This window comes from Nocardia salmonicida NBRC 13393 (genome assembly GCF_001613085.1).
GTDB lineage: Bacteria > Actinomycetota > Actinomycetes > Mycobacteriales > Mycobacteriaceae > Nocardia > Nocardia salmonicida.
In genome coordinates this window covers 1-20,908 of sequence record NZ_BDBR01000043.1, presented here as the reverse complement: position 1 = coordinate 20,908, position 20,908 = coordinate 1, and the positions used below count along the sequence as shown (strand labels likewise).

At 65.4% G+C, this 20,908-nt stretch carries 16 protein-coding genes; 4 read left to right on the top strand and 12 right to left on the bottom strand.

Features of this window, described 5'->3' with window-relative positions:
* Nucleotides 1-239 precede the first annotated feature (239 nt).
* The gene (locus tag NS1_RS39505) at nucleotides 240-965 is read left to right on the top strand and encodes a DUF4145 domain-containing protein (RefSeq protein ID WP_084504680.1); all 726 of its coding nucleotides are present in this window, start codon (nucleotides 240-242) and stop codon (nucleotides 963-965) included.
* A 170-nt stretch (nucleotides 966-1,135) separates the two neighbouring features.
* On the opposite strand, the gene NS1_RS31245 is transcribed toward NS1_RS39505, so the two are convergent.
* Nucleotides 1,136-2,602 carry a HEPN domain-containing protein gene (locus NS1_RS31245; RefSeq protein WP_062990300.1) on the bottom strand — a complete coding sequence of 489 codons (1,467 nt, stop codon included), beginning with the start codon at nucleotides 2,600-2,602 and terminating at the stop codon, nucleotides 1,136-1,138.
* A gap of 323 nt (nucleotides 2,603-2,925) precedes the next feature.
* Here NS1_RS31245 and NS1_RS40440 point away from each other — a divergent pair, with 323 nt between their 5' ends.
* Entirely contained in the window at nucleotides 2,926-3,150 is a 225-nt protein-coding gene (locus NS1_RS40440) for a hypothetical protein (protein ID WP_143876021.1), read from the top strand.
* Between the two features lie 279 nt (nucleotides 3,151-3,429).
* Here NS1_RS40440 and mobF read toward each other — a convergent pair whose 3' ends face one another.
* From mobF to NS1_RS31200, 9 genes are all read right to left on the bottom strand, one after another.
* Complete coding sequence (mobF, locus tag NS1_RS31240) at nucleotides 3,430-9,333, bottom strand: MobF family relaxase (protein ID WP_157125490.1); 5,904 nt, start codon at nucleotides 9,331-9,333, stop codon at nucleotides 3,430-3,432.
* Nucleotides 9,334-9,656: 323 nt separating this feature from the next.
* Nucleotides 9,657-10,085: a hypothetical protein gene (locus NS1_RS31235; protein WP_062990297.1), complete on the bottom strand. Its 429-nt coding sequence runs from the start codon at nucleotides 10,083-10,085 to the stop codon at nucleotides 9,657-9,659.
* A gap of 80 nt (nucleotides 10,086-10,165) precedes the next feature.
* Nucleotides 10,166-10,657: a hypothetical protein gene (locus NS1_RS31230; RefSeq protein WP_062990295.1), complete on the bottom strand. Its 492-nt coding sequence runs from the start codon at nucleotides 10,655-10,657 to the stop codon at nucleotides 10,166-10,168.
* Nucleotides 10,658-10,707: 50 nt separating this feature from the next.
* A complete protein-coding gene (locus tag NS1_RS31225) occupies nucleotides 10,708-11,124 on the bottom strand; it encodes a hypothetical protein (RefSeq protein WP_157125489.1) in 417 nt (138 codons plus the stop codon).
* 88 nt (nucleotides 11,125-11,212) lie between these two features.
* Entirely contained in the window at nucleotides 11,213-12,829 is a 1,617-nt protein-coding gene (locus NS1_RS31220; protein ID WP_062990291.1) for a hypothetical protein, read from the bottom strand.
* 386 nt (nucleotides 12,830-13,215) lie between these two features.
* Nucleotides 13,216-13,776 carry a single-stranded DNA-binding protein gene (locus NS1_RS31215; RefSeq protein ID WP_062990289.1) on the bottom strand — a complete coding sequence of 187 codons (561 nt, stop codon included), beginning with the start codon at nucleotides 13,774-13,776 and terminating at the stop codon, nucleotides 13,216-13,218.
* A 119-nt stretch (nucleotides 13,777-13,895) separates the two neighbouring features.
* Nucleotides 13,896-14,330, bottom strand: a complete 435-nt coding sequence (locus NS1_RS31210) for a hypothetical protein (RefSeq protein ID WP_062990287.1) — start codon at nucleotides 14,328-14,330, stop codon at nucleotides 13,896-13,898.
* Nucleotides 14,314-15,066, bottom strand: coding sequence for a hypothetical protein (locus NS1_RS31205; RefSeq protein WP_062990282.1), 753 nt, complete (start codon nucleotides 15,064-15,066; stop codon nucleotides 14,314-14,316). Before NS1_RS31205 ends, NS1_RS31210 begins: the two co-directional genes overlap by 17 nt.
* Nucleotides 15,067-15,119: 53 nt before the next feature.
* Nucleotides 15,120-16,232 (bottom strand): DUF4192 domain-containing protein, encoded by a 1,113-nt coding sequence (locus NS1_RS31200; protein ID WP_062990280.1) that lies wholly within the window; start codon nucleotides 16,230-16,232, stop codon nucleotides 15,120-15,122.
* A 249-nt stretch (nucleotides 16,233-16,481) separates the two neighbouring features.
* On the opposite strand from NS1_RS31200, the gene NS1_RS31195 reads away from it, so the two are divergent.
* A complete protein-coding gene (locus tag NS1_RS31195) occupies nucleotides 16,482-17,003 on the top strand; it encodes a hypothetical protein (protein ID WP_062990278.1) in 522 nt (173 codons plus the stop codon).
* Nucleotides 17,004-17,376: 373 nt separating this feature from the next.
* Here NS1_RS31195 and NS1_RS31185 read toward each other — a convergent pair whose 3' ends face one another.
* The gene (locus NS1_RS31185; RefSeq protein ID WP_062990274.1) at nucleotides 17,377-19,110 is read right to left on the bottom strand and encodes a ParB/RepB/Spo0J family partition protein; all 1,734 of its coding nucleotides are present in this window, start codon (nucleotides 19,108-19,110) and stop codon (nucleotides 17,377-17,379) included.
* Between the two features lie 79 nt (nucleotides 19,111-19,189).
* A complete protein-coding gene (locus NS1_RS31180; protein ID WP_062990272.1) occupies nucleotides 19,190-19,474 on the bottom strand; it encodes a hypothetical protein in 285 nt (94 codons plus the stop codon).
* Between the two features lie 287 nt (nucleotides 19,475-19,761).
* Between NS1_RS31180 and NS1_RS31175 the strand changes: the two genes are divergently transcribed.
* The coding region (locus NS1_RS31175) for a tyrosine-type recombinase/integrase (RefSeq protein ID WP_062990270.1) at nucleotides 19,762-20,908 on the top strand (1,147 nt) is incomplete at its 3' end.

Genomic DNA, 20,908 nt, shown 5'->3' with positions numbered 1-20,908 from the left:
TGGGCGGCTACAGAGCTGAATACGAACGTGCTGCAGTACCAAACGATCTCGCGGTGCACAGGCGGCCGCTAAGCGGTGGTGGGCATCGGGGGCCTCCAACAACGAGTGTGCTCCGTCTCGGGCCGACAGTAGGGTACCGAGTCCTGCAGACTGGGACATCGACGAATCGCAGCTCGTAGGCTAGGACGTCGCTGTCAGTCTGTCGCGACTGGATGATGGATCACTGAGATAGGGATGCCGTGGACGATCAGGTTCGCCTTCTGACTGGCTGGTTTCGTACCGGGAATTGGCCGGTACTGCCATGTCCCGCGTGCTCGAAAGGCAAGCTGACGGCCGACGATGAACATCTGAAGCACCTTCAGAGCCCAAGCACGTATGGCTGGGAGAGCGGTGGTGATCCCACCGATATCCGCGGGATCTTCCATGGCTTCCTCTTCTGCAACGCTCAGGCATGCCGGGAGCGGGTCGCCGTTGTCGGCGACTACGCAGTCCAGTACGACATCGACGACAATCTCGATCACTACTTCCGCGTGCGGGTGCTCCATCCCCCAGTTCCAGTTGTTGAAATTCCTGATTCGGTCCCAGGTTCTATCCGACAAACCCTCCTGCGTGCTGCTGGGGTGGCGTGGAGCGATCCATCGGCGGGGATAGCGCTGCTGCGCCAGAGCATCGAGCGTCTGATGGACGAGCAAGGGATTGCCGCCACAACGACAAATGACAAATTTCGGCCGCTACACCAGCGCCTCACCGACTTTCGGGCGATCGAATCCGAAGTGGCAGACCTGTTGGAGGCCGTCAAATGGGTTGGGAACGAAGGTACTCATCCTGGAGGACTGGACGCAGTTGACTTCGTCGAAGCTGCTGAACTCGTCGAGCTAGCGCTGAAATTGCTCTTCAAGTCTGACACGTCTGCCCTACACGAACGAGCGCGCCGTGTGGTCCAAGCGAAGCGGTGGGTGCCGTAACTCAGCTCGGCTGCGCCGTCAGTGTCGTGTCGGTGCTGGCGGCGATGACCGGCGAACCACACCACCTCGCCGGTCAGTACGCCGACGGCCACGGACTCACACAATTGTCCTGCCAACGTAGTCGCGTTCTAGCTGGTCCAGACGGAGGAGGCCTGGCAGCCATCATCGAGCTAGCGCTCAGATCGACTCAGCGCGTATTCGACCGCAGTTGCCCGGTTTGCTGCCTCTCCGACTCCGATCTCGGCAAGGTGAGTTCGCCAGTACGATCGCCAAACCTCACGTGAGCTGTCGTCGCTGAGAATGGCATCAACCGCAGTCGGCTTGTCGCCGAGTGGCCAGTGCGGGATCGGATCGGGCCCCGTGGCGAGACAGAGCCGAGCGAGGATGGCTCGCCTCACGATGTCACGCAGCCGATCAATCGCGTATCCGAGGTTCACTGTGAGTTTCACATCGTCGCTGGTATCCGATGTCGTCGAGACCGATGCGAGGGTCTTCCGGAGCGCCTTCTCGGTGAGTTCGCCTCCATGCACGATTGTCGAGCGCAGACCGTACAGCGCTTTCACATCCCCGAAGATGCCGCGTGCAGAGTCGTCGTCGGCAGCAAGCAACGCGGATACACGCGTGCACAATCGAAGCGTAAGTCCCTCCCCCTCGTTGGTGCCCACCATGACGCCCTCCAGCGCGGTGGCCAGATCAACCAACTGCTCGAACGCGTCAGTCGTGTGATCGAATCCGCCGAACTTCTTGAGCGCCAGGCCGAAGGAGGTGTGAATCTTGCCTTCGTGTCCAGGATCTGCCGATCGAACGAGTGCTGAAAGCGCATCGAGAGCTGGGCCGTGCGCGTCATTCAACCGGATCACTCGACGAGCCACTGTGATCGACCCATCGTTCATCAACTCCCGGAGCCTGGCCGGAACCTGAGTCACCGCCGTGGACATCCCCGTAACCTCATAGACAGGTTGAGCGGTTCCATTGGTGAGAAGCGAGGCGATCAAGATGAAGTGGTCAAGCTTTCGACTGAGTTCTCTGCCGGTGTGAAAACCGGGCGTATCGAGTGTCTGGCGAAGGACTAGCAGACTCCGCGGCGTGAGTCCCTTGACGGACGGCCGACGCTGCAAGACGTGTGCCGAGTCCGGAATCTGTCTGCGGATCACGATATTTGACGCTGACCCGACCTGATCGGGTATGACCTTGATGCCTTCGAGCTCGATCGACGCACCCGACTCCGTTGTCAGGTGGGAAACCAATCGTGCTACGACAAAGTCTCCCGGTGCCCCAGTGAGGACCCGTTCGAGTTCATCCATGACCTCCTTCACCGGCGCTCCGGTCGGCGAAAAATCATCCGCATAACCACACTGGTAGAGAACTTCCTCAAGGAAGGTATCGATATACTGCTGAACAGTAAACGACTTGAAGAAGTCATCAAGGTCGTCGAACAGGGCGGGAAAGGACTGGAGGAGCTCGTCCTTGAGCGCGGTGTACTCTGACCGACTTCGGATTCGATCGGCATCGAAGTCGATATCCGCCTGGAGTCTCGGAGCATCAGACCACATCGGAATCACTCGATCAGACGTCAGCTCCTCGAAGGCTGCGGCAACGAGGGCGCTACACAGCTCCCGAATACGTGTCTCACTCACCAGTCACTATCTACCACAGAAGATTCAGCGTCGATGCCTTCATCGGTAGCTCAGCGGCTATCGCTCGCACTGGGTCTTGCGTACAGACCGGCGGTTGGCCGCGGTTTCCGCTGAGACCGAGCGAGATATCCGGTCGCCTAGTGAGGTGTCGTCGATGATGTCGGCGGCTACTCTTGCGGGGCATCCGCCTACCCATCACGACAGCGGCGGTACGAAATCCGACGCCGACGCGGGCGGAGGGTGCGACGACGTCGCGCCGACCTGTGTTGTGTCGCAGTATAGTTCAAACCAGTGGGTACCGTTTCTCTCTGTAATCTTGTGTTATGGCGGACAATGCGGATAGTGACTGGACGTGGACCTGTAACCTGTGCCAGGTCAATACCACCACTGAATGGGATGACGAACTTGAGCAGGACATTGGCCTACCTGCCTTCGCTGCGCCGTTCTCTGATCGCGTGATCAATATTTGTGATGCGTGTGCAGGAATTCGAGGACCGCACGAGCTGACCGAGTTGGCGCGCACCCTCGCCGAGAACTCTGAACGGTGAAAGAGGCTGCGGCGCAACCTTGGTAGCCAGCGAGCTGAAGGCGGGTCGATCGGGAGTGCCGTCGCGTTGTCCCTCTGCTGCACCGACTTCCCGAAACCGAGGTCTGGCGGGGTCGAGTTGGTACTGCGATCGCGCCGGTTGGTTGTGCGGCGGCAGGATGGCCGCAGCGCGAGCGCGTGATTGCTGTGGAGGCGGATCCGAAACACCTTTGGATCGGCGGCGGGATCCTAAGTGGCGAGGAAGAACACCCAGCTCTAGCCCCGGCTCCTGGTTTGGCGCCTAGAGACCCATGCCCGATCGGTAGTCAGGCCCGGTGCCCTCTACTGCAGAGCGTTCCTCGACCGTGAACTCATCGGCGGTGGCCGCATGTTGTTGGCGCGCGCGTTCCTCCAGCTGCCGTTGAGGATTGGTCAGATTCTGTCGCCTGTTGTGTTCTGTGCGATGAGCAGCGAGCTCGGATTCGAGCCCTTGGTGGAGCGCCTCAACGGTGGCATCGCGTGCGACAGTGTTTTCGGCTGCGGCTCGAGCTTGTTCACCGCTTCGGCGCGTCTCGTCGTCGGCAGCGGAGCGCTCGGCCTGGGCGATCAGTTCGTTGGCGTGTCGGTTCGCCGCACGGGCGATGTCGCGGGCCTGTTGATGTTCCCCGCGGCGCTCGCGATGTTCTCGAGACAAGTCGTTGATACGGCTCTGAATGGTCTGGCGTGCCGCACGTCGGATCAGCGGCAGCGCGTCGAGCGCTTCGCGGGCAGTATCGAGCGCGTCGCTGGTAATGCGGAGTCGCCGGATGGCGCTGTCGAGTTCGTCGGCACGCATTCGTGCGGTGTCGCGGGCAGTGTCGGCAGCATCCTGGTGTGCGACCACGATCGGGTCGGGCCCGGGGTCGAAGCCGTCGTGTCGGATGGGTGCGAAGAATTCAGCCTCGGTTGCGGAGTTGCCGAGCCGTTGGGCAAGTCCGTCGATCGCGTCGGCGAGGTCACGTTCGGTCAAACGCTGCAGCGGCTCGAGGACCGGGAGTGGCTGTTCGGTGAGGGGATTGTCGGTCAGCCATTGCTGGATGACAGCGCGCCCGGCTTGGTCGAGTGTGCGCCAGTCACGGCGGAGCATCGCTAGCGCCGCAGGCGCAGGATGTGTTTCGGCGATGTGCGCGCATCGCGCGACGAGGTGATCGGCAGGGTTGTGGTCGGGGATACCTGGCCGTTCGTTGTCGCGGCAGTCGAGGCACAGACCGTCGTCGGAGTGTCGTGGAGGTACGGGGGAGCTGGCGTTGCGGGGACGTTCGGTGCTGCAGTCGACGCACGGGAGGCCAACGATGGCGGGCATCGCGGCCAAGTCGTAGTCGATCGGGTAACCAGCGCCTGCTGGTCTTTGCCGCTCTCCCGTTAGTGCCATATAGCGGCTGTCGAAACGTTCGGCGTCGTCGAGGTAGGTGTCAAAGGCGTCGTTGCCGGCGGCCTGAATCGGGTCGAACAGTGCCGGTGTGATCGTGGGGTCGACGTGTTCGCGGTGGTCGTAGACAGGGTGGGGTCGGCCACGCTCGGGTTCGGTATCGCGGTGGAAGGTTTGCGGATCGGTCGAGGGTGTGCACGCGTGGATCAGCGCGCGGTGTTGCGGGAATTGTTGCTCGGCCCAGCGCAGTCGAGCCAGAGCGACGGGGAAGCTGTACTGGTAGAGGGTTTCTGAGACTGCGGTGAGGACCGCTTGTTCGTCGTCGGACAGCTCGGTTCTGAAGCCCCGGTATGCGGCGACAGCGTCAGCGACTCGCCCTGTCGCGAACAATCGGGCGATGCCTTCGATACCGGTGACGAGGTCTTCCTCGAGTGGGTCGCTGATAACGGTGACGACAGGAGCGGCGTCGTGTTCATTTGTGGCCGACGCGGCGGTAGCAGAACTGGCCGAGGGCTCCCTCTCGGCGTCTGGGGCGGTCGGTTCACGCGCGAATGGTTCATGGCCTTGGGTGGGTTGTTGCTCTGTCGGGGTGTGGTGGTGCAGTGCGTCGATGCGCCAGGCCAGTGCGGCGGCGAGTTGGTCGGCGCGCAGCGGTGCGGCGTCGTCGGGTTGCGCGCCTTGGAGAAGTTCGTAGGCAGTGACGAGTAGATCGCGGGGTGACCAGGTGCTGGTGGCGCGTTCGACGGCGGCGACGACGCGAGGCCAGGCCGGTTCGGTAGTGACTTGTTCGGTCATGTCGGTGCCCAGAACGGCTTCGAGGTCGGGTAGCCAGTCGGGTCGGAGTAGGTCAGTGCTGGTGGTATCGAGGGCGGAAGGTTCCAGTTCCAGGCGCGCCCACAATGCTGCGGCGGGCATCTCGTCGGGCAATGGCCGCTGTGCGGCCGCGTCGGTCAGCAGGACGGTGATGTCGAGTCCGGAACGTGCGGCGAGGTCGATCTTGTCAGCCACGACCGACCACAACGCATCGGTGCTGATACGAGAATCGAGGTCATCGACGACGTCGGCCCACCGATTGCGGGGGAGTGCCGGGTCACCGTAGGCGTCGATGACGCGTTGTTGCAGGCGTTTCTGGTGTAGGCGTTCGAGGTCGGTGTAGCGGGCAGGGCCGGTGGGTCGGGTGTCGGTGTCGGGGACGTGGAGTCCGGCCCGCCACACCGAGAGCTCGCCCAGCAATGAGGGATCGGTGCCCAGCAGTGGGCGCGCCCACGCGGGTGCGGTGGCCGGTGTCCACCCTGCCGCGGCATCACGGATCTGTTCGGCAAGGGCAGACACGATCCGTTCGCGTGCCCGAACAGGTTCAGCGAGAGCCTGATCGGCGACACCGGTGGGGAGCCCTGGCGTCCAGGACAGAGGCCCGCTACCGGTGGAATGTGCTCCAGAGGGATCCAGACGCCAGTCCAGCACCGCGGCAGGATCGTCGGCGGTGTCGAGCTCGCGGGCAGTAGCCGCAGCGCGAAGTGCGGCTACTGGATCGGCGCCGGTGAGTGCGATCAGGGCCAGGTGTTGACGGAGCACCGGGTAAGCGGGACTCTCGGTCAGGTCGGGATGGATGGTGTCGGCGGCACGGTCGAGTTCTGCGAGACGGTCGGTGTCGAGGGCGTGTTCGGCGGCCAGGCCGAGGGTGTCGAGGTAGATATCGACTGCCCGCCCGATCCGCAAAGCCGGGTCGAGGGCGTCACGAAGCTCGGTGTGCGCTGACTTCTGGGCCCCGTCGCGAGCCAACACTCGCTGCAGAACTTCGACTGCGGTGCGCGGGTAGACGGCAGGTTCGGTGTAGATCGAGCCTTCGGCGCCGTCGAGGGCGGTGGCGATGTAGGCGTGGTTGGCGTGGATTCCGCGGGTCATCGCGACGTAGAACTGTTGGCGGGATTCGAGCCCGGATAGCGCGACATGGCAGGCGTCGGCGGTGATTCCTTGCGCGGAATCGATCGTCGCGGCGTATCCGAGGTGCACGTGGACGCGCACATACTCGACCGGAAGTCGTACGGTTTTGTCGCTGTCGGTGCCGCCGCGTCGATGCGAAACGGTCAGTGAACCGTCCTCATGGACGGCGGTGATGGTCCACGAGTAGCCGTTGCGAACCCAGTCCGTCTGGCCGAAACGCAGCTTCGGGTTGTTGCGTCGGGTGCGCACGGTGTCACCGACGGAGCCGGAAAGACCGTCCACGAGGGCCACTTCAGTATCGGGTTTCGTGCCGGTTCGGGTGAGTCTGTCGGCGCGGGCGCGTGCGTTGAGCGCGCTCACGACCTTGTGTGTGGGCGCCAACATGACCGCGTCGCGACCGGCAACGTTGTCAGCGGCCCATGCTGTGTAGGTGTCGTCGTAGACCGATCCGGTGTGCCCGGCGTGGATGCGGTCGTTGTCCAGATACCAGGCCAGCGCGGCCGGGTCGCCCTCGCGTAGCCCGATCGACGCCGTTGCTTCGCCGGTGGATGCGAACCGGACGACGTGCGACAGCGTCAAGGTCTGTTCGGGGGAGGCGGCGTTCATGTCGGCGTCGGCGCCACCGGCGTCGATCGCGGGCAGTTGTCGGTCGTCGCCGATGCAGCGCACCGTCGCGCCGCGCTGGGAGAGGAACTGCAGCAGTTGGAGACGTTTGGTGTTGCCGAGTTTGACGTGCTCGTCGACGATCACCAGCGTTCGGTCGTCGATGTCGAGGACCCATTGCGGCAACGACGGCGGATGATCCCGCACGATCGTGGGCGAATCCGGGCGGCGGGAGTGGCGGTCGATGACGTCGAGAAGCTTGTCGACGGTCTCGGCACGGGTGCCGATCGACTCCCCGAGAACAGCGGCCGCGGCAGCGGTGGGCGCCATGCCGAGGACGGTGCCGCCGCTGGAATGCCATGCGCTGGTGAGGACTTGCATGGCAGTGGTCTTGCCGGTTCCGGCAGGGGCGTTGGCGGTATGCACGCGCAACCCGGAGGTGGCGAAGGAAGAGATGACACCAACCTGGCCGGCATTGAGCGGCCGATCAGGATGCGCGGTGTTGTAGTCAGCGACCGCGCTGGTCAGCAGTGCGGAGTCCAGGGTGCGGGCGCCGGGCTCGATCGACAGCTCGATGAGTGCGGCTTCGACGTCGAGAGTGGCTTCGGTGGTGTAGATCTGGGAGTTCGGTCGAACGTGAACGGGGCTGCCGTCGCGGTGGCGCAACCAGGCGGGCACCGCCCGCAGCCCGGGCTCTTCGGTGAGGTCGGGATCACCGCGCGCAACCGCCGACCGTGGCGAGAGCGCGGCGACGACGACTTTGTCGGGAACCCAGTCCCAGTCGGCCGGGCTGATCTGGCCGCGCAGTTGGCGTTCGATCTCGGCCCGCAGATTGAACGGCCGCCATGTCGAGCGTCGCTGCGACGCTGCGGCCAGCGCGCGCTCGGCGGTCGCGGCGATGAATACGGCGTCCGGGTCCGGGCGAGGTATCCGCGGCACCGCCACCACGCGTATCGCTACCGCTTCAACCGGCTCACGGCCACCGAGCAACGTGGTGGCCTGGGCCAACCAGGTCTCACTTTGCTGGGTGTGCGATTCCGGAAGGTGTTTGGCCGGACGGGTATCCAACGTCGCCCGGTCGGCGAGACCGTAGACCTCCTCCGGGGTCGGTTCGCGGCCGAAGGTTGTCTGGAAATCGGCGGTGAGTTGGTCCAGGCGCGCGTTGATCGCGGTGCCTCGCTGCGACCAGGCGTGGATCAGTTCCAGCGGGACGCCGATGACCTCACGGACGGGGACTTGGTGGATGTTGCGGTCGGGGCGGGTTTCGAACTGCAGGTTGAGAGCGAGTTCGAGATGGTGCTCGAGGCGGGAGTCGTAGATCTCCGAGACCGTGACAGCGGCTTCGTGGAACAGCCGGGAGTCGATCGTGCGCCATTTCCCGTCCAGGGTGCGGACCTTGTTGGCGATCAGGACGTGGGTGTGTAGGTCGGGATCGCCTGCGCGGCTGTCGCGATGGGTGAAACAGGCCGCGACGATCCCCTCGACTTCGACGTGGCGGACCCCGTTACGGCCGAGCCGGGTTAACAAGCCGTTGCGCTCCAACCACGTCAACGCATCACCGATCGCACGCTGGTGGGCGGCCTCGATCCGGGCTGCCATGTCCGGTGGGGCCAACGCCCACAGCACCGACACACTCTTCACCGGGGAGAAGGCGATCTCGAGACCTGCCAGCGCGGCCTGGTTCGCGCGCGAGTTTTTGGCGACCCATCCCGACAACTCTCGTGCGTTCAGAGGTGGGCGGCCGTACTCGTCAGTGAACATTCCGGTCGCGAGTCGTGTACGAATGCGCGCACGTTCATCATCGGGAATTGCGGCAGTGGGCTCGAGATTTCGTTCTGAATTGTGCGCACGGTAGGCCTCGGAACAGCGCTTCCGATACTCCGAACGGACCTTGTAGATGGCGAATTTGTTGCCTAATTTGGTTGCCTTCTCAGCCGTGCGGGTGGCGTCGCGGTCGTTGGCGCCGAGCGCAATCTGGCGTTGGAAGACCTCGGTCTTGATCTGCTCGGCGTTCGGGTGAAGGCCCTGCCCGAACAGCGACTTCATCTGTTCCTCGGTCACTTCCGTACCAGCGGCGATGCCGAGCGAGGTTAGTCCGGTGCCATGCCAACGTCCGGGTGCTTCGCCGTGGTCGGAGTAGTACTGCGACAGCGATGACCGCCCGCGAGCTGTCCTATCGTTGGCGGCGGTTTTGCGCAGATAATATTGGTAGCCGTTTCCTGCGGCGACTCGATGAATGGTCGCGACCATGCCTCCATGAAGCATCGCGAATTCCCTTGCCGCAAGGGGCAATTTATTCGCTTGGTCTACGCTGGACAACGATGGACAACTATCGACACGGGCGTTATCGGATCGGTATCCGAGATGCCAGATGTCTGCATGTTAAAAGGGGCGGAGAGAAGCGAGGAGAGGTGTGTGGGAGCGTGAAAGAGGGTGCGGGAGTAGTGGCGAGAGGTGCGGCGTAGGGCAGGCATGGGCTGGAGGCAGCGGTGGTGAGTATGGCGGGCTACTGCGGGGTGCTTCGGGTGGGGATCAACGGGTGGAACGCGGTTGATCCCCACCCGTCGGCGGGCTCAGTCCGGCGCTGCGATCGGTTCCCAGCCGATCGGCGCGCAGGCGTAGTGGCGTCCGCTGAGCGCGACGACGTCGCCGACCGAGAGCGAGCGGCGTCCGCCGCTGTACCAGCGGGTGGTGAGGTGTTCGTCGCCGGGTTCGGGGTGGTCGTTGAGTGCATCGAAGATCCGGCCGAGCACGACGTCGTCGGGACCGCCGGTGTCGCGGGCGAAGACTCGCTCGAGCAAGGCGGTGTCGGCGAGGCGGGGTGTGAGGTCGAGATCGAACCGGTCGGCGAGGGTGAGTGCGGTGCCGGGGGTGTAGCCGGTGATGAGCGCGAGTGGGTCGTTGGCGAGATAGACGGTGACGAGGACCGATCGGTGTCGGCGCAGGGCGCGGGCAGCGACGACGCCCAGTCGTGTGAGGTAGCGGCGGGCTCGGTGGAACACGAATACCTCCGGTGAGAGTGGAATGGGTTGGGACACCAACTCGCGGTCCGGTGACGGTGCGGCCGGGTGGCGGCGCTGGGTCAGACGAACCAGGCGCGGAACTGGATTTCGGTGTATCCGGTGGGCGCGGTGTCAGCGACGCTGATGCGTTGGCGCGCCCAGGATCCGATCAGGCCGTGTTCGTCTTCGAGGTAGCCCTCACCGCCTTCGACGGTGAGCGCGGCCAAGGGATGGGCCTCGTCCTCGGTCGTGGAGTCGTCGAGGAGGTACACGCGGCGGTCGTGGTTGATCAGGTACGGGCCGCTCGCGCGATCGGGGACCGGCGTCTGAGGGAGCGCGTGGGAGAGCTGACGGAGGTTAGCCGGTGGCTGGGTGCCAGGTTCTGGGTCGGCGGACGCGCCGACCCAGACGATGCGCGTCGGTGTCGTGAGGATTCGTGCGACGTCGGAGACGAACCAGTCGTCTTGTCGGGTGGCGTGCTCGGCGAGTTTGTAGAAGATCTCTGGATCGAGGTGGCCGATGACTGTGTCGGAGTCCTCGGCGAGGAAGACAGGTTTGAAGGGTTGGCCCATCGCGGTTCACCTTTCGGATCGGGTGTAGGTGCAGTGGTGAGAGCTGGGGGTCAGCCGGGTGGCGGGACGTGCAGCCACCCGAGCGCGGTACAGGCGTAGTGACGTGAGCCCAGCGCGATGACGTCTCCGACCATCAGGCGTCGGCGCGCGGGGCTGTAGCCACGGCGAGTGCTGTGGTCGTAGGTGTCGGGGCGTCCATCGCGGACAGCGTTGGCGTGCTCGGTCACCGCCCGGTCGTCGAAGCTGGCGAACATGTCGTGGAGGATCTCGACGTCGGTGTTGCGCGCTGAGACGTTGACGAGGAAACGGTCGGTGAGGACCAAGGTCATGCCGGGCGGGTACCCGCGGAGCATGGTGTGCGGTTCGGTGGCCAGATACGCGGTCACGCAGAGCTGCCGCAGCGCGGTACCGCTGGGTTGTGGTCGGAATCGGCGGCGGGCGCGGGGGTGATGGGCACGGCCGAACACGGGAACCTCCATCGGGTGAGCGGTTGGGGCACCCAGTCGCGCGGTGCCCCAACCGACTACGGAGAAAACGGGTCGGGCGAGGACGAGATCAGGCGGCGGTGTTGTCCCGCGCCGCCGGCACGTACAGGCCGAGGTAGACCCGGCACTGAGTGCAGAATCCGTCGTCGTGGACGGGCAGGTACTGGGTGCAGCCCTCGCACCGCCCCGCACGCTGGCCGGGGGGAAGTGCCCGCGCTTGCCTGCGCGGCGCGGGCCGCACCGGCGCGGACTCGTCTTCGAGGTCGGCGAGGGTGGGCGCGCCGGGCAGATCCGGATGCGTGGCGAGGAATCCGTCGACGACACGGATCAACCACTCGGGTGCCCGTCGACGTACCTCGGCGAGGAGCGCGCACGCCGCGTCGCGGTAGTGCTCGGCGAAGTAGGTGCAGTACGCGGTGGCGAGTTCGGACAGTTCGAACCCGGACTCGAGTTCGGGCAGACCGGTGCGGTTGTCGCTGCGGCAGTAGTCACACAGCCCGTCATCAGAGCGCAGCACTCCGTCACGGGTGTGGATGGGGCGTTGGTCGGTGGCGGCGCGTTCGACAAAGCACGACACGCACCGCCATCCCGCGACGGGGTTCATGGCGGTGCGGAAGTCATCGAGCCCGTTGCCTTGGAACATATAGGAGTCACGACGATCCGAGCGAGAGCCCAGTCCGGTGCGCCGCTCTGCCCACAGCAAGGAGTGTTCGTGCGATTTCACGGGGGCACCGGCCTCGGCGCGGTCGAGGTCGTGTTGGTCGGCGACGAACGCACAGTACTGGTGATCCCAGATCGCTTCGGAGACCTCGGTGGGCAGCGGTGCACGCTCGCCAGGGCGGCGCGGTGTCCAGCCCGGCTGGGTTCCGGTGAATCGGACACCGCGCGCGATCAGTTCGGCCATGCGTTGGCGCAACCTGGCTTGGGTGTCGACTTCGGTGTCGACGAACAACGACTCGGCGACGTAGTCGGCGACTTCGAACGGCTCCGCCTCGGCGGGCCGTCGTTTGCCCCGCGCGCCGACACGGGCACGGATCTGCTCGGGCCGCAACCTGGAGGCATCGACGGCCCGGGAAGCGGGCAACGTCAGTCGGGGCAACGGGTTGCGCCACAGGCGGATCGATTGGCGTGGCATTTCGGCGGCGAGGAGTTGGACGTGGAGCTTGGCGAACTCGTCGGCCGCGGTGGTCTCGGGATCAGGGTTGGCTTTGGCCCGGGCTTCCAGGATTTGGGCGAGGTCGTGGTCGGCGTGGGAGTGCAGGACCGGGTCGGTGTCGGGGACCAACCGCACCAACCGTGCCCGCTCGAGGTCGTCACCGGCAGCCCACCGCGCGCGCAAGCGCCGCAACGCTGCCTCACGCGGGTAGAGGGTGAAGACTTCGACCATGTAGTCGAGCACGTCCCAGTCGGCGTCGGTCGCCAGGTCAAGCGCGCCGCGGAACGCACGCTTGGCGGCGCGACGGTCACGCTCGAAGGTGAGCCCGATCGCGGAGATCGCATCGAGGAACGCCGCGGTGCCCGGCTCCGGCACCGGCTCGACAGCGGGATCGGGAGTGACGGTGGCGAACTCGGCCGGTGTGACGAGTGTCGGACCGATGAAGGTGCTCGGGTCGAACTCGGGCTCGACGACTTGAGTGGCAACGGCACCTGTGGGCACAGGGGTGTGAGGGGCTACGAGGGTGGACACAGCAGATCTCCTGACTAGGACGAGAGATTCGACGGCACCCGGGCGCGCTGGAACTGCCACGCTTTTCGCACAAAAGAGGGTGCCGGGCTGGGGTGGGCCCAGCCGAGGGCTACCGACCAGGACCGTGGGCGACACGACGGCGGGAACGCGCCTGGGCGTGCGGAAACGAATTCCCCGCGCTGACAGCAAGACCAGTGGGTGGGGCTGGTGGTGGCGCGGGGAATTCGTTTGTGCCGGGCGCGGGCCCGATGGCGTGGCGCACGCGGTCCTGGTAGCCCTCGATCGGCTGGGCCCACCCCAGACCGTCACCCGGACACACCACCTCCCGACAACCTCACGACCGTCGGCCGCCGACCTATCCGGATGCGGTCAGGAGACCGGCGCGCTCAGAACGGTGGTTCGCCGAAACCTGCACCGGCACCAGCGAGTACAGGCGTTTCCCACGACTCACGCCGATCATCACGATCGGTGGCGTCACCGGCCCATGGAGCCGCGGGCCCGCTCGCCGTGGGGGTCTCGCTGCTCGTATGGGTGGTGGGTACCGTGGCGTCGCGCTGGCCGAACCCACCGCCGCTAGTCCGGCCGGTGGTGCGGGTAACTTGGGCGCGGGCGAAACGCAAGCTGGGCCCGAGCTCGTCGACCTCGATCTCGTAGATGGTGCGCTTGTCGCCCTCGCGGGTTTCGTAGCTGCGCTGCTTGAGCCGTCCCATCACCAGAACTCGCGCGCCCCTGGACAACGACTCCGCGGCATTCTCGGCGGCCTCGCGCCAGATGTTGCAACGCAGGAACAACGGGTCACCGTCACGCCATTGGCCGGTGTTGCGGTCGAAGACCCGTGGCGTGGAAGCGACGGTGAAGTGGGCCACCGCCACACCCGCAGGTGTGAAAGTGAGCTCTATCTCGGAGGCCAAGTTGCCTACCAAGGGCAGTGTCGGCTCGCTGGGCATAGTCGGACCTTTCTGATCGTGAGGACACATCGAGGACGTCAGGCAGTTGGCCAGGCGTCGGAGCCCGACCGGTGATGGGTGAGGGCGGACCCACAGGTGGATACCGGCACAGGGCGTTGCTATTTGACGAGGTCGTTGTAGAGGTTGTTGATGGTGTCGGGGGCATGGGGCAGGTGCGCGCGGACACCGGCGGGTATCGGGGCCGTACCTTTGTTGCTCCCGGCGAAGTAGTGGGGTGCGAGCACGAGCTGGCTGCTCGGTCGGTGGAACCAGACCGGGACGAGGCTGCCGGTGAACCTGCTGCTCGAGGCATCAGGTGGCCGCCGCATTTCCTCAGGGCTGGCCAACACCACCGACTGATCCCAATACGACAAGACCAACGCGACAGGCTCGTGGGAGGTGCGGGTCCACTGGTGGAAATCGATTTCGGGGAACGGGGTGACCACCGCGCCTTGCGGTGCGTCGCAGTCGTGAGTGAGCACGTGACCGACGATCACCAGGTCACGTTGAGTCCCGGTGATGCGGGTCGTGAAGTCCTCAGGGTTGTTCGGCATCGGGCTCCTGTGGGTGTACGGGCGCGATGGTCGGGCCGTGGTGGTCGGTCAGGTCGTAGGCGTCGGGCAGGTGTCGCAGGAGTTCACCGAGGGTGAGTGAGATCAGGTGGGGCTCGTGGCACACACGGTGACCAGCGACCGAGGTGGCACCGTCGAGTTCGATCGTTTGCGCTGCGAGCCAGTCGATGTCGCCGGTCTCGGTACGCGGCACCGTGACCGGCAACCACGCCTCGACGTGGCTGGCGATGGACTGCCATGCGCTGTGGGTGAGGATCCGTATGTACTTCGCGGAGGCGAAGGTGCCGCGGGGGCCTGCGACGTGCAGGCAGTAGTCGTACACGGCCAGGTTGGAGGGGCCGTCGATCCAACGAATCGACACCGACCTGTCGCCGATCGGCATGACAGTGAACGCGGCGTCGGGCCAGCGGCGGCGCAGTGCCGCGGCGAGCAGTTGGGTGTTGGCGTCGGCGTCATCGGGTTGGACCGGCAGGATCCGGTACCAGGTATAGAAACTCGGCCCCTGGACTCGGGCCCGCTCCCAGAATCGGCATATCCCCACGGTCGGATCGGTGTCGCTGTGATCGGTGAGGATCTGCTCCAGCGTCGCGTGGACCTCCTCGACCGACAAGCCGTCGGCGACGATGGTGCGCGCGGACTCGTCCAGGACGCGGAATCGGTCATTGATGTGTAGTCGTGGCATCAGCTGGTCCTGTTCGATACCGCCGGTGTCCGGCATTGGCTCGGATGTGGCGAAGGTTGTGCCGAACGCGCGGATCTGAGAGCCGCCAATCAGGTGATGTCGAGGCAGAGGTCGGCCGCGACCACCACTCCGGCCTCGGCCAGGCTCCGGATCTCTTCGGGGGGCAGGTGCTCGTCGAGCGCGATCGCCAGCAGTTCCGCCATGGCGTGGGTCGGCTCAGCGTCGAGTGCGGTCGCGATCGCGATCCCAGCGAGCACGGTGTTCGCGCGGTGGTAGGCGCTGTAGGCGAACATGGTGGCGGCCTCGGCGCGGTCGAGACCGTCGGTCGCCGACGCGATCTGGCGCCATAGCGCCTCTGCCGCGCTGTGGTACTGGCTGCGGGCGAGGCCGTACATGATGTCGCGGATGGTCCGGTCGCGCAGCAGCGCGACAACCATGGCGAGATCCTGTGCGCTGGGCCGCTCTTCTTCCGCTGTGCTGATCTGAGACAGGACCCACAGAATGCGGTCACGTCGGAGCTCGCGCACGCGATCGGGGGTGCGCGCGGCGGCGAGGTCGTCGCGGTAGCGGGCAACAGCGCCACCGCGATAGGGCAAAACCTGCTGGGCGAGGACCGGGTCTGAGTCGAGCAGGTCGGCGAGTTCGTGACGTGCGGCGTAGATCTGGTGGCCGCAGACGACCCGAGCGAACGCGACGGTGGAGGCGCGAGGATCACCCACGCTGCCATCGCGGCCGTGTCTCAACAGGTCCCGGTACTCGACACCCGTCGCGATCTGCGCGACCCACCAAGCGTGACTGGGCTCGATCCCTGCTCGAGCGAGGTGGCCCAGCAGATATTCTGCGTTGGTCGACCAGGTCGGGCGGTCGTCGATGACGACGACCATCGTGGAACTGGAGTTCTGGCACTGACGTACCGATTCCAACATGCGCGCCAGACCACGGGCTTCGGCAGGGCCTGCGGCGGAGTCGATGTCGAACCGGGTCACGGCACCGATCACCTGGACGCCTTCGTTCTCAGGGTGGGAACCGAGCAACGCCACCACCAGTGACCGGGTGGGACAGAATCCGAGCATCGCCGGAATCGCGGAGATCAACTCCCCGGGATCGGCGACCCGGCCCAAAGCGATGTTGCCCTCCGCCGGATCGGGATCGCGGACGGGCTCATCGAACTCGGGGGCGCGGACTTCATCCTTGGCTTCCATGACAGGTCCCTTTCGGACTCGCGCACGATATTGCGGACGAATCCGCGTGAAGTTCTCGCCGGCCTACGTGGTCGGCGCCGACAGGACTGACCTTGCTGTGAACGGGCGTGTCTGCGCCGGGCTACGAGGCCGCGCAGAGTTATTGGTCTGGACCGGCTAGAGCCGCGCCGACAGGGTGATCGCTCATCGGATCTACACATCCACCGCGCGATCGGCCCGAGGTACCACCACAGTGGCGACAATGGCAGCATGCTGCCCGATGACGACTACGCGAGCTTGGTACCGAATCCGCCGACCATTTTCGGGTTGACCGAGCTACGCGATGCCTATATCGATGCGGTCGCCGACGAAGAGAATCCGCGCCCGATGGCCGAGGAGCGTCGTGCCTACTTCGACGGTCTGTGTGGACTGTTCGACTTCGATCTGCCGACCTCGCGCAAGGCCGTCGGTTGGAATCGGGCCCGGTATGTGCACGGCCTGGTCCTCAATGCCGCGAAGTCGTTGCTACGCACCGGCAGCCCGTGGGACGGCTACCTCGAAGCCGGGGCACTGCTCGAGGCGCTCGATGATCTCGGTATCGGTCAAGCACACCGGTCGATGGTGGTGGACCTGCGCACGACGGTGGAAGCGTCGCGGTCCAAGCATCGGGCGCTGTTGGACCTGTTGCTGACCGGGTTGCTGGGCGAGCGCGCGCAGCTGGTGTTCACGCTGGCAGATCTCGACGCCGCCGGTATCGAGCGTGCGGTGCCGATCCGCTATCTGCCTGACTGACCACGATCGGATCGGATCGGGCATACCGGGTTTCAGAACGCCTCGGCCACCGATTGCCGGGTCGACGTGGCACGAAGCGGCTCCGCTTCGCTGTGGCCACGTCGACCGGCCATCACTCGATCGCTGCGCAGCCAACGACCGAGCAGCAGTGATTCGCAGTCGGTGTCACGTTGGATCGGCGCGGTCGGACACTCGTCGTCAGTGGTGCCTGCGGAATGAAAGTTGCTAAGCCTCAACATCTTCCGCTACCAGCTGACAAAGAAATTGGCGGCAGGCGCGGGCACAACAATGTCGCTACGGTCAATGATGCCCCGGTCCAATCCCCTCCGGACCGGGGCGCAACACGCCCACCGTCTGCTGCAAGCCACCCAAATCAGGCGGCGAGGGCTTCGACCATTTCGTCCCCGACCGGCGCGGCGGCCGGGTTGTCGAGATCGATGTCGTTGTAGTCGATCTCGCCGGTGATAGCGCGTTCGACATCGACAAGCGCGAAGCCTTTCCTCGCGCCGAGGTCGGCGAGAAAGTTCAGATACCGGCCTGCCCCGGACGGGGGCCTGCGCCAGGAGTCCTTTTCGATCTGCGACTCGAGGGCACCGAGGACCAGTGCGAGCACGATTACCCACGCGCGCCCAGTCGCCGCTGCGGCGATCTTCTCGGTGAGTTCGCCGGTGCTGGTGACGCCCAAGAGTTTGTGTGTCGTGGTGGATGCGCCCCAGCTCGCGAGCAACCCTGGTTCCCGGTTCAGCGACGTGGCGACGAACATCGCGGTCCCGGGTGGGGCTGTCCGCGCGGTGAGCAGTTCGGTCAGGAACTCGATGCGGCGGATCTTGGCGGCCGAGCCCTGCTTGTTCAACTCGATCACCCGCCGCCGCGCCGCCCGCGCTGCCTCCCGGTCAGCCTGCTCGGTGTCGGTCGCGTCGACGGGATCGTCGGCACGGTCGACAACGGGCTCGGGGACAGGGACCTGGAGTCCGCTGGCAGGCAGGTGTTCGGCGAGCAGGTAGTAGGCGGGAACCCATCGCTGTCGGGTCACCAGCCCGTGAGCGCTGCGCAACCCCTCGCCCGGTTCTATACCGGGTTCGGTGGCGTCCCAGTCGACGGTGTCGGGATCGACGAGCTCCCCGGTGTCCTCGGCAATGAGATCAGCGTCGCTGTCGTCGACAACAACATAGACCGCCCACCGATAGGCATCGGCGTAGATCTCGGTCTCGGTCACCGTCTCACCCTCACCGGTGACAAGGTCGGTGGCAGGGATCAGGTTGGTGGGTTCGGTGGCGAGGTCGGGGTCCTCGGTCAGGACGCCGAACCCGATCTCGGCGTAGGGAAGTGCCGCGGCCAGCCGGGCACGGGTCATGGCTCGATCTTGCTCGATCAAGGTGGCGCGATATCTGAAGTTGATGCGGGGGAAACTGAGCTGGGCCACGGCGTCGGTGTCGCCGAGCGCCTCGTAGTGCGCGATCGTCTCGAGCTGAGGCAGCGAGTACTGGGAATCGTCGAGCAGCCCGCGTGCGGTGGCGGATCGACCGATCACCCCTGCGGTGCGGATCTTGGCGTGCTCGGTCTGCAATCCCTCGGCGATGCGGGTCACGCTGGCACCGAGGTCGAGCATCAACGCGACGCCGCCGGCGCGGTCGGCATCGGTGATCGGGATGCGCCGGTCGTTGAGATTGAGCTGACGCAGCGCCCGGGTGATCCGGCGTTCATTGATCTCGATGCTGGTGTCGACGTCGGTGATCCACACCGGCACCGTGCCCACACCTTCTGTGATGGCGATCAGGGTGCGGACCTGACCGTCGAGGACATGCAAGCTGCCGTCGGTCTCGCGTTCGACGAGTACCGGTGCCTGCACCCCGAACGCCTGGATCGAGGCGGCCTGCTTCGGATGGTCGGCGGGGTCGAACTCCTGGCGGATGTTCTCCCCGATCACCAGCTCACGAGGATCACGGAAACCGGCCTCGGCATTGAGCGGCGGCACCACCTCCAGCGCGGCGTTCGGCGAAGTAGTGGCGTCGGCGTCGGGGTTGTCCTCAGCGTCGCGTGGGTTGGGTTCGATCTGCTCGGTCTCGGTGAGCTCGTGGGTGCCGGGTTCGGCCAGGGTGGCGGGCATAGGAATTCCTTTCCGGAATACGAAACCAGCGCACCCACGGAGCCGGTGGGCGCGCTGGTCAGGTGGGTGTGGGACAGAGTCAGGCGCTGCGGCGACGGGCGGCACGAGCGACGTTGACCGGCCGTAGACGCAGAACACCGTCGTTGTCGGCGGTGTAGGTCCAGTGCCGTCCCCTCCACCGGGGATAGTCCGCGCGCCATCCAGCGATCGCCGTCTCGTCGGTCAGCGCGCTGATCGGGCCAGCGATGCCCAAATGCTCGCGTCTGACGAACTCCGCGCGCTCGATCGAGTCGACAACGCCCGGCACACCGGTGGTGGTTGCTGGGTCGGTCGGGGAAGCGATTTCGGTGGTGGATGTGGACATGACAGACCTCCTGAGCGTTGAGGAAATCTCGGCTTCGAACCGGTGGGGTTGTCCTGCGGCGTCGCGACAGCCGAGTGCGATAACCAGGGCATATGCTGAATGTTTGCTGACTGTGTCCGTGGGACTGATCAGGTGATGGCGAGGGCCGGATGACCCGATTGCCGCACTACGCCGCGATGCTGGCCACGGCGGGCCAACTGCCCGCCGACGATGACCGCTGGCGTGTTAACTGAACTAGCGTCGTAGTTATTGCAGGTCAACGCCGTTCGCTGATAGCTTCTGCCGCCATGCGCGATGACGAGCGGCCCAGAGACCTCGACGTGTTGGTGCTGCCTATGGTCGGCCGGTTGGAGCGGACGGATTCGGCGTGGGAGCCGTATCGCCTATTGGGTGCGGATGGTGAAGTGGTGTCTTCTGCCACACGATTCTTCGCGGAGTTGCAGGCATCGGATCGCTCGGTGTCGACAATCCGCTCCTATGGGCTGGATCTGTTGCGATGGTGGCGTTTCCTGACTGTGCTGGGGGTGGAATGGGACCGCGCGATGCCAGCGGATGGCCGCGATTTTGCGCGGTGGATGAAGATCGCCGACAAGCCCGTACGTCCACATTGGCGGCATCGCGGTGACGAAGCGGGGGCGGCCGGTCGGGGTGAGAAGGGCACGGAGACAACAGAGTTAGCGGTCCTGAATCCGGTCACCGGTAAACCTGGCCAGGGTGTGAAATTCTCGGCGGCCACGCGTGCTCACGCGGAGACGGTGTTGCGTTCGTTCTACGAGTTTCAGTTGGGCATCGGGTGCGGGCCGCTGGTCAATCCATTCCCGCTGGATCGGGTGCGCCGTGCTGGGCGCGTGCACGCGCACCACGATCCGTCCGATAGGTTCGGGAACGAACGCGTGGGCCGTTACCGTCCCACGGTGCCCAAGCGGATTCCGCGGAGGATTCCGGACGAGCAATTCAACGGCGTGTTCGCGGGGTTGCGGTCGACCCGGGATCGTGCGTTGTTGGCGTTCTGGGTGTCTACGGGTGTGCGTGCAGAGGAACTGTTGTCGTCCGGGCAAGACAGCCCGGATGTTGGTCAGCAGGTGATCGCGGTGACGCGCAAAGGTTCTGGTGCGGTCCAGCGAGTTCCGGCCTCGCCGGATGCGTTCGTGTGGTTGCGGATCTATCAGGAAGAGCTGTGGCGTCGCGGCGCGCCGCGGGGGCGGGGGTTTCCGCTGTGGTTCACATTGCGGCAACCGTGGCGGCGGCTGTCGTACCCGGCGGCGCGAGCAATGTTCACGCGGGCACAGGCGTTGCTCGGGTCGAATTGGACCCTGCACGATCTGCGTCACACAGCGGCGTACCGGATGGCCAGCGACCCGGAGCTGCCGTTGTTCGACGTGCAGGCGATCCTCGGCCACGTCTCCTTGACCACGACCCAGCTGTACCTCACGC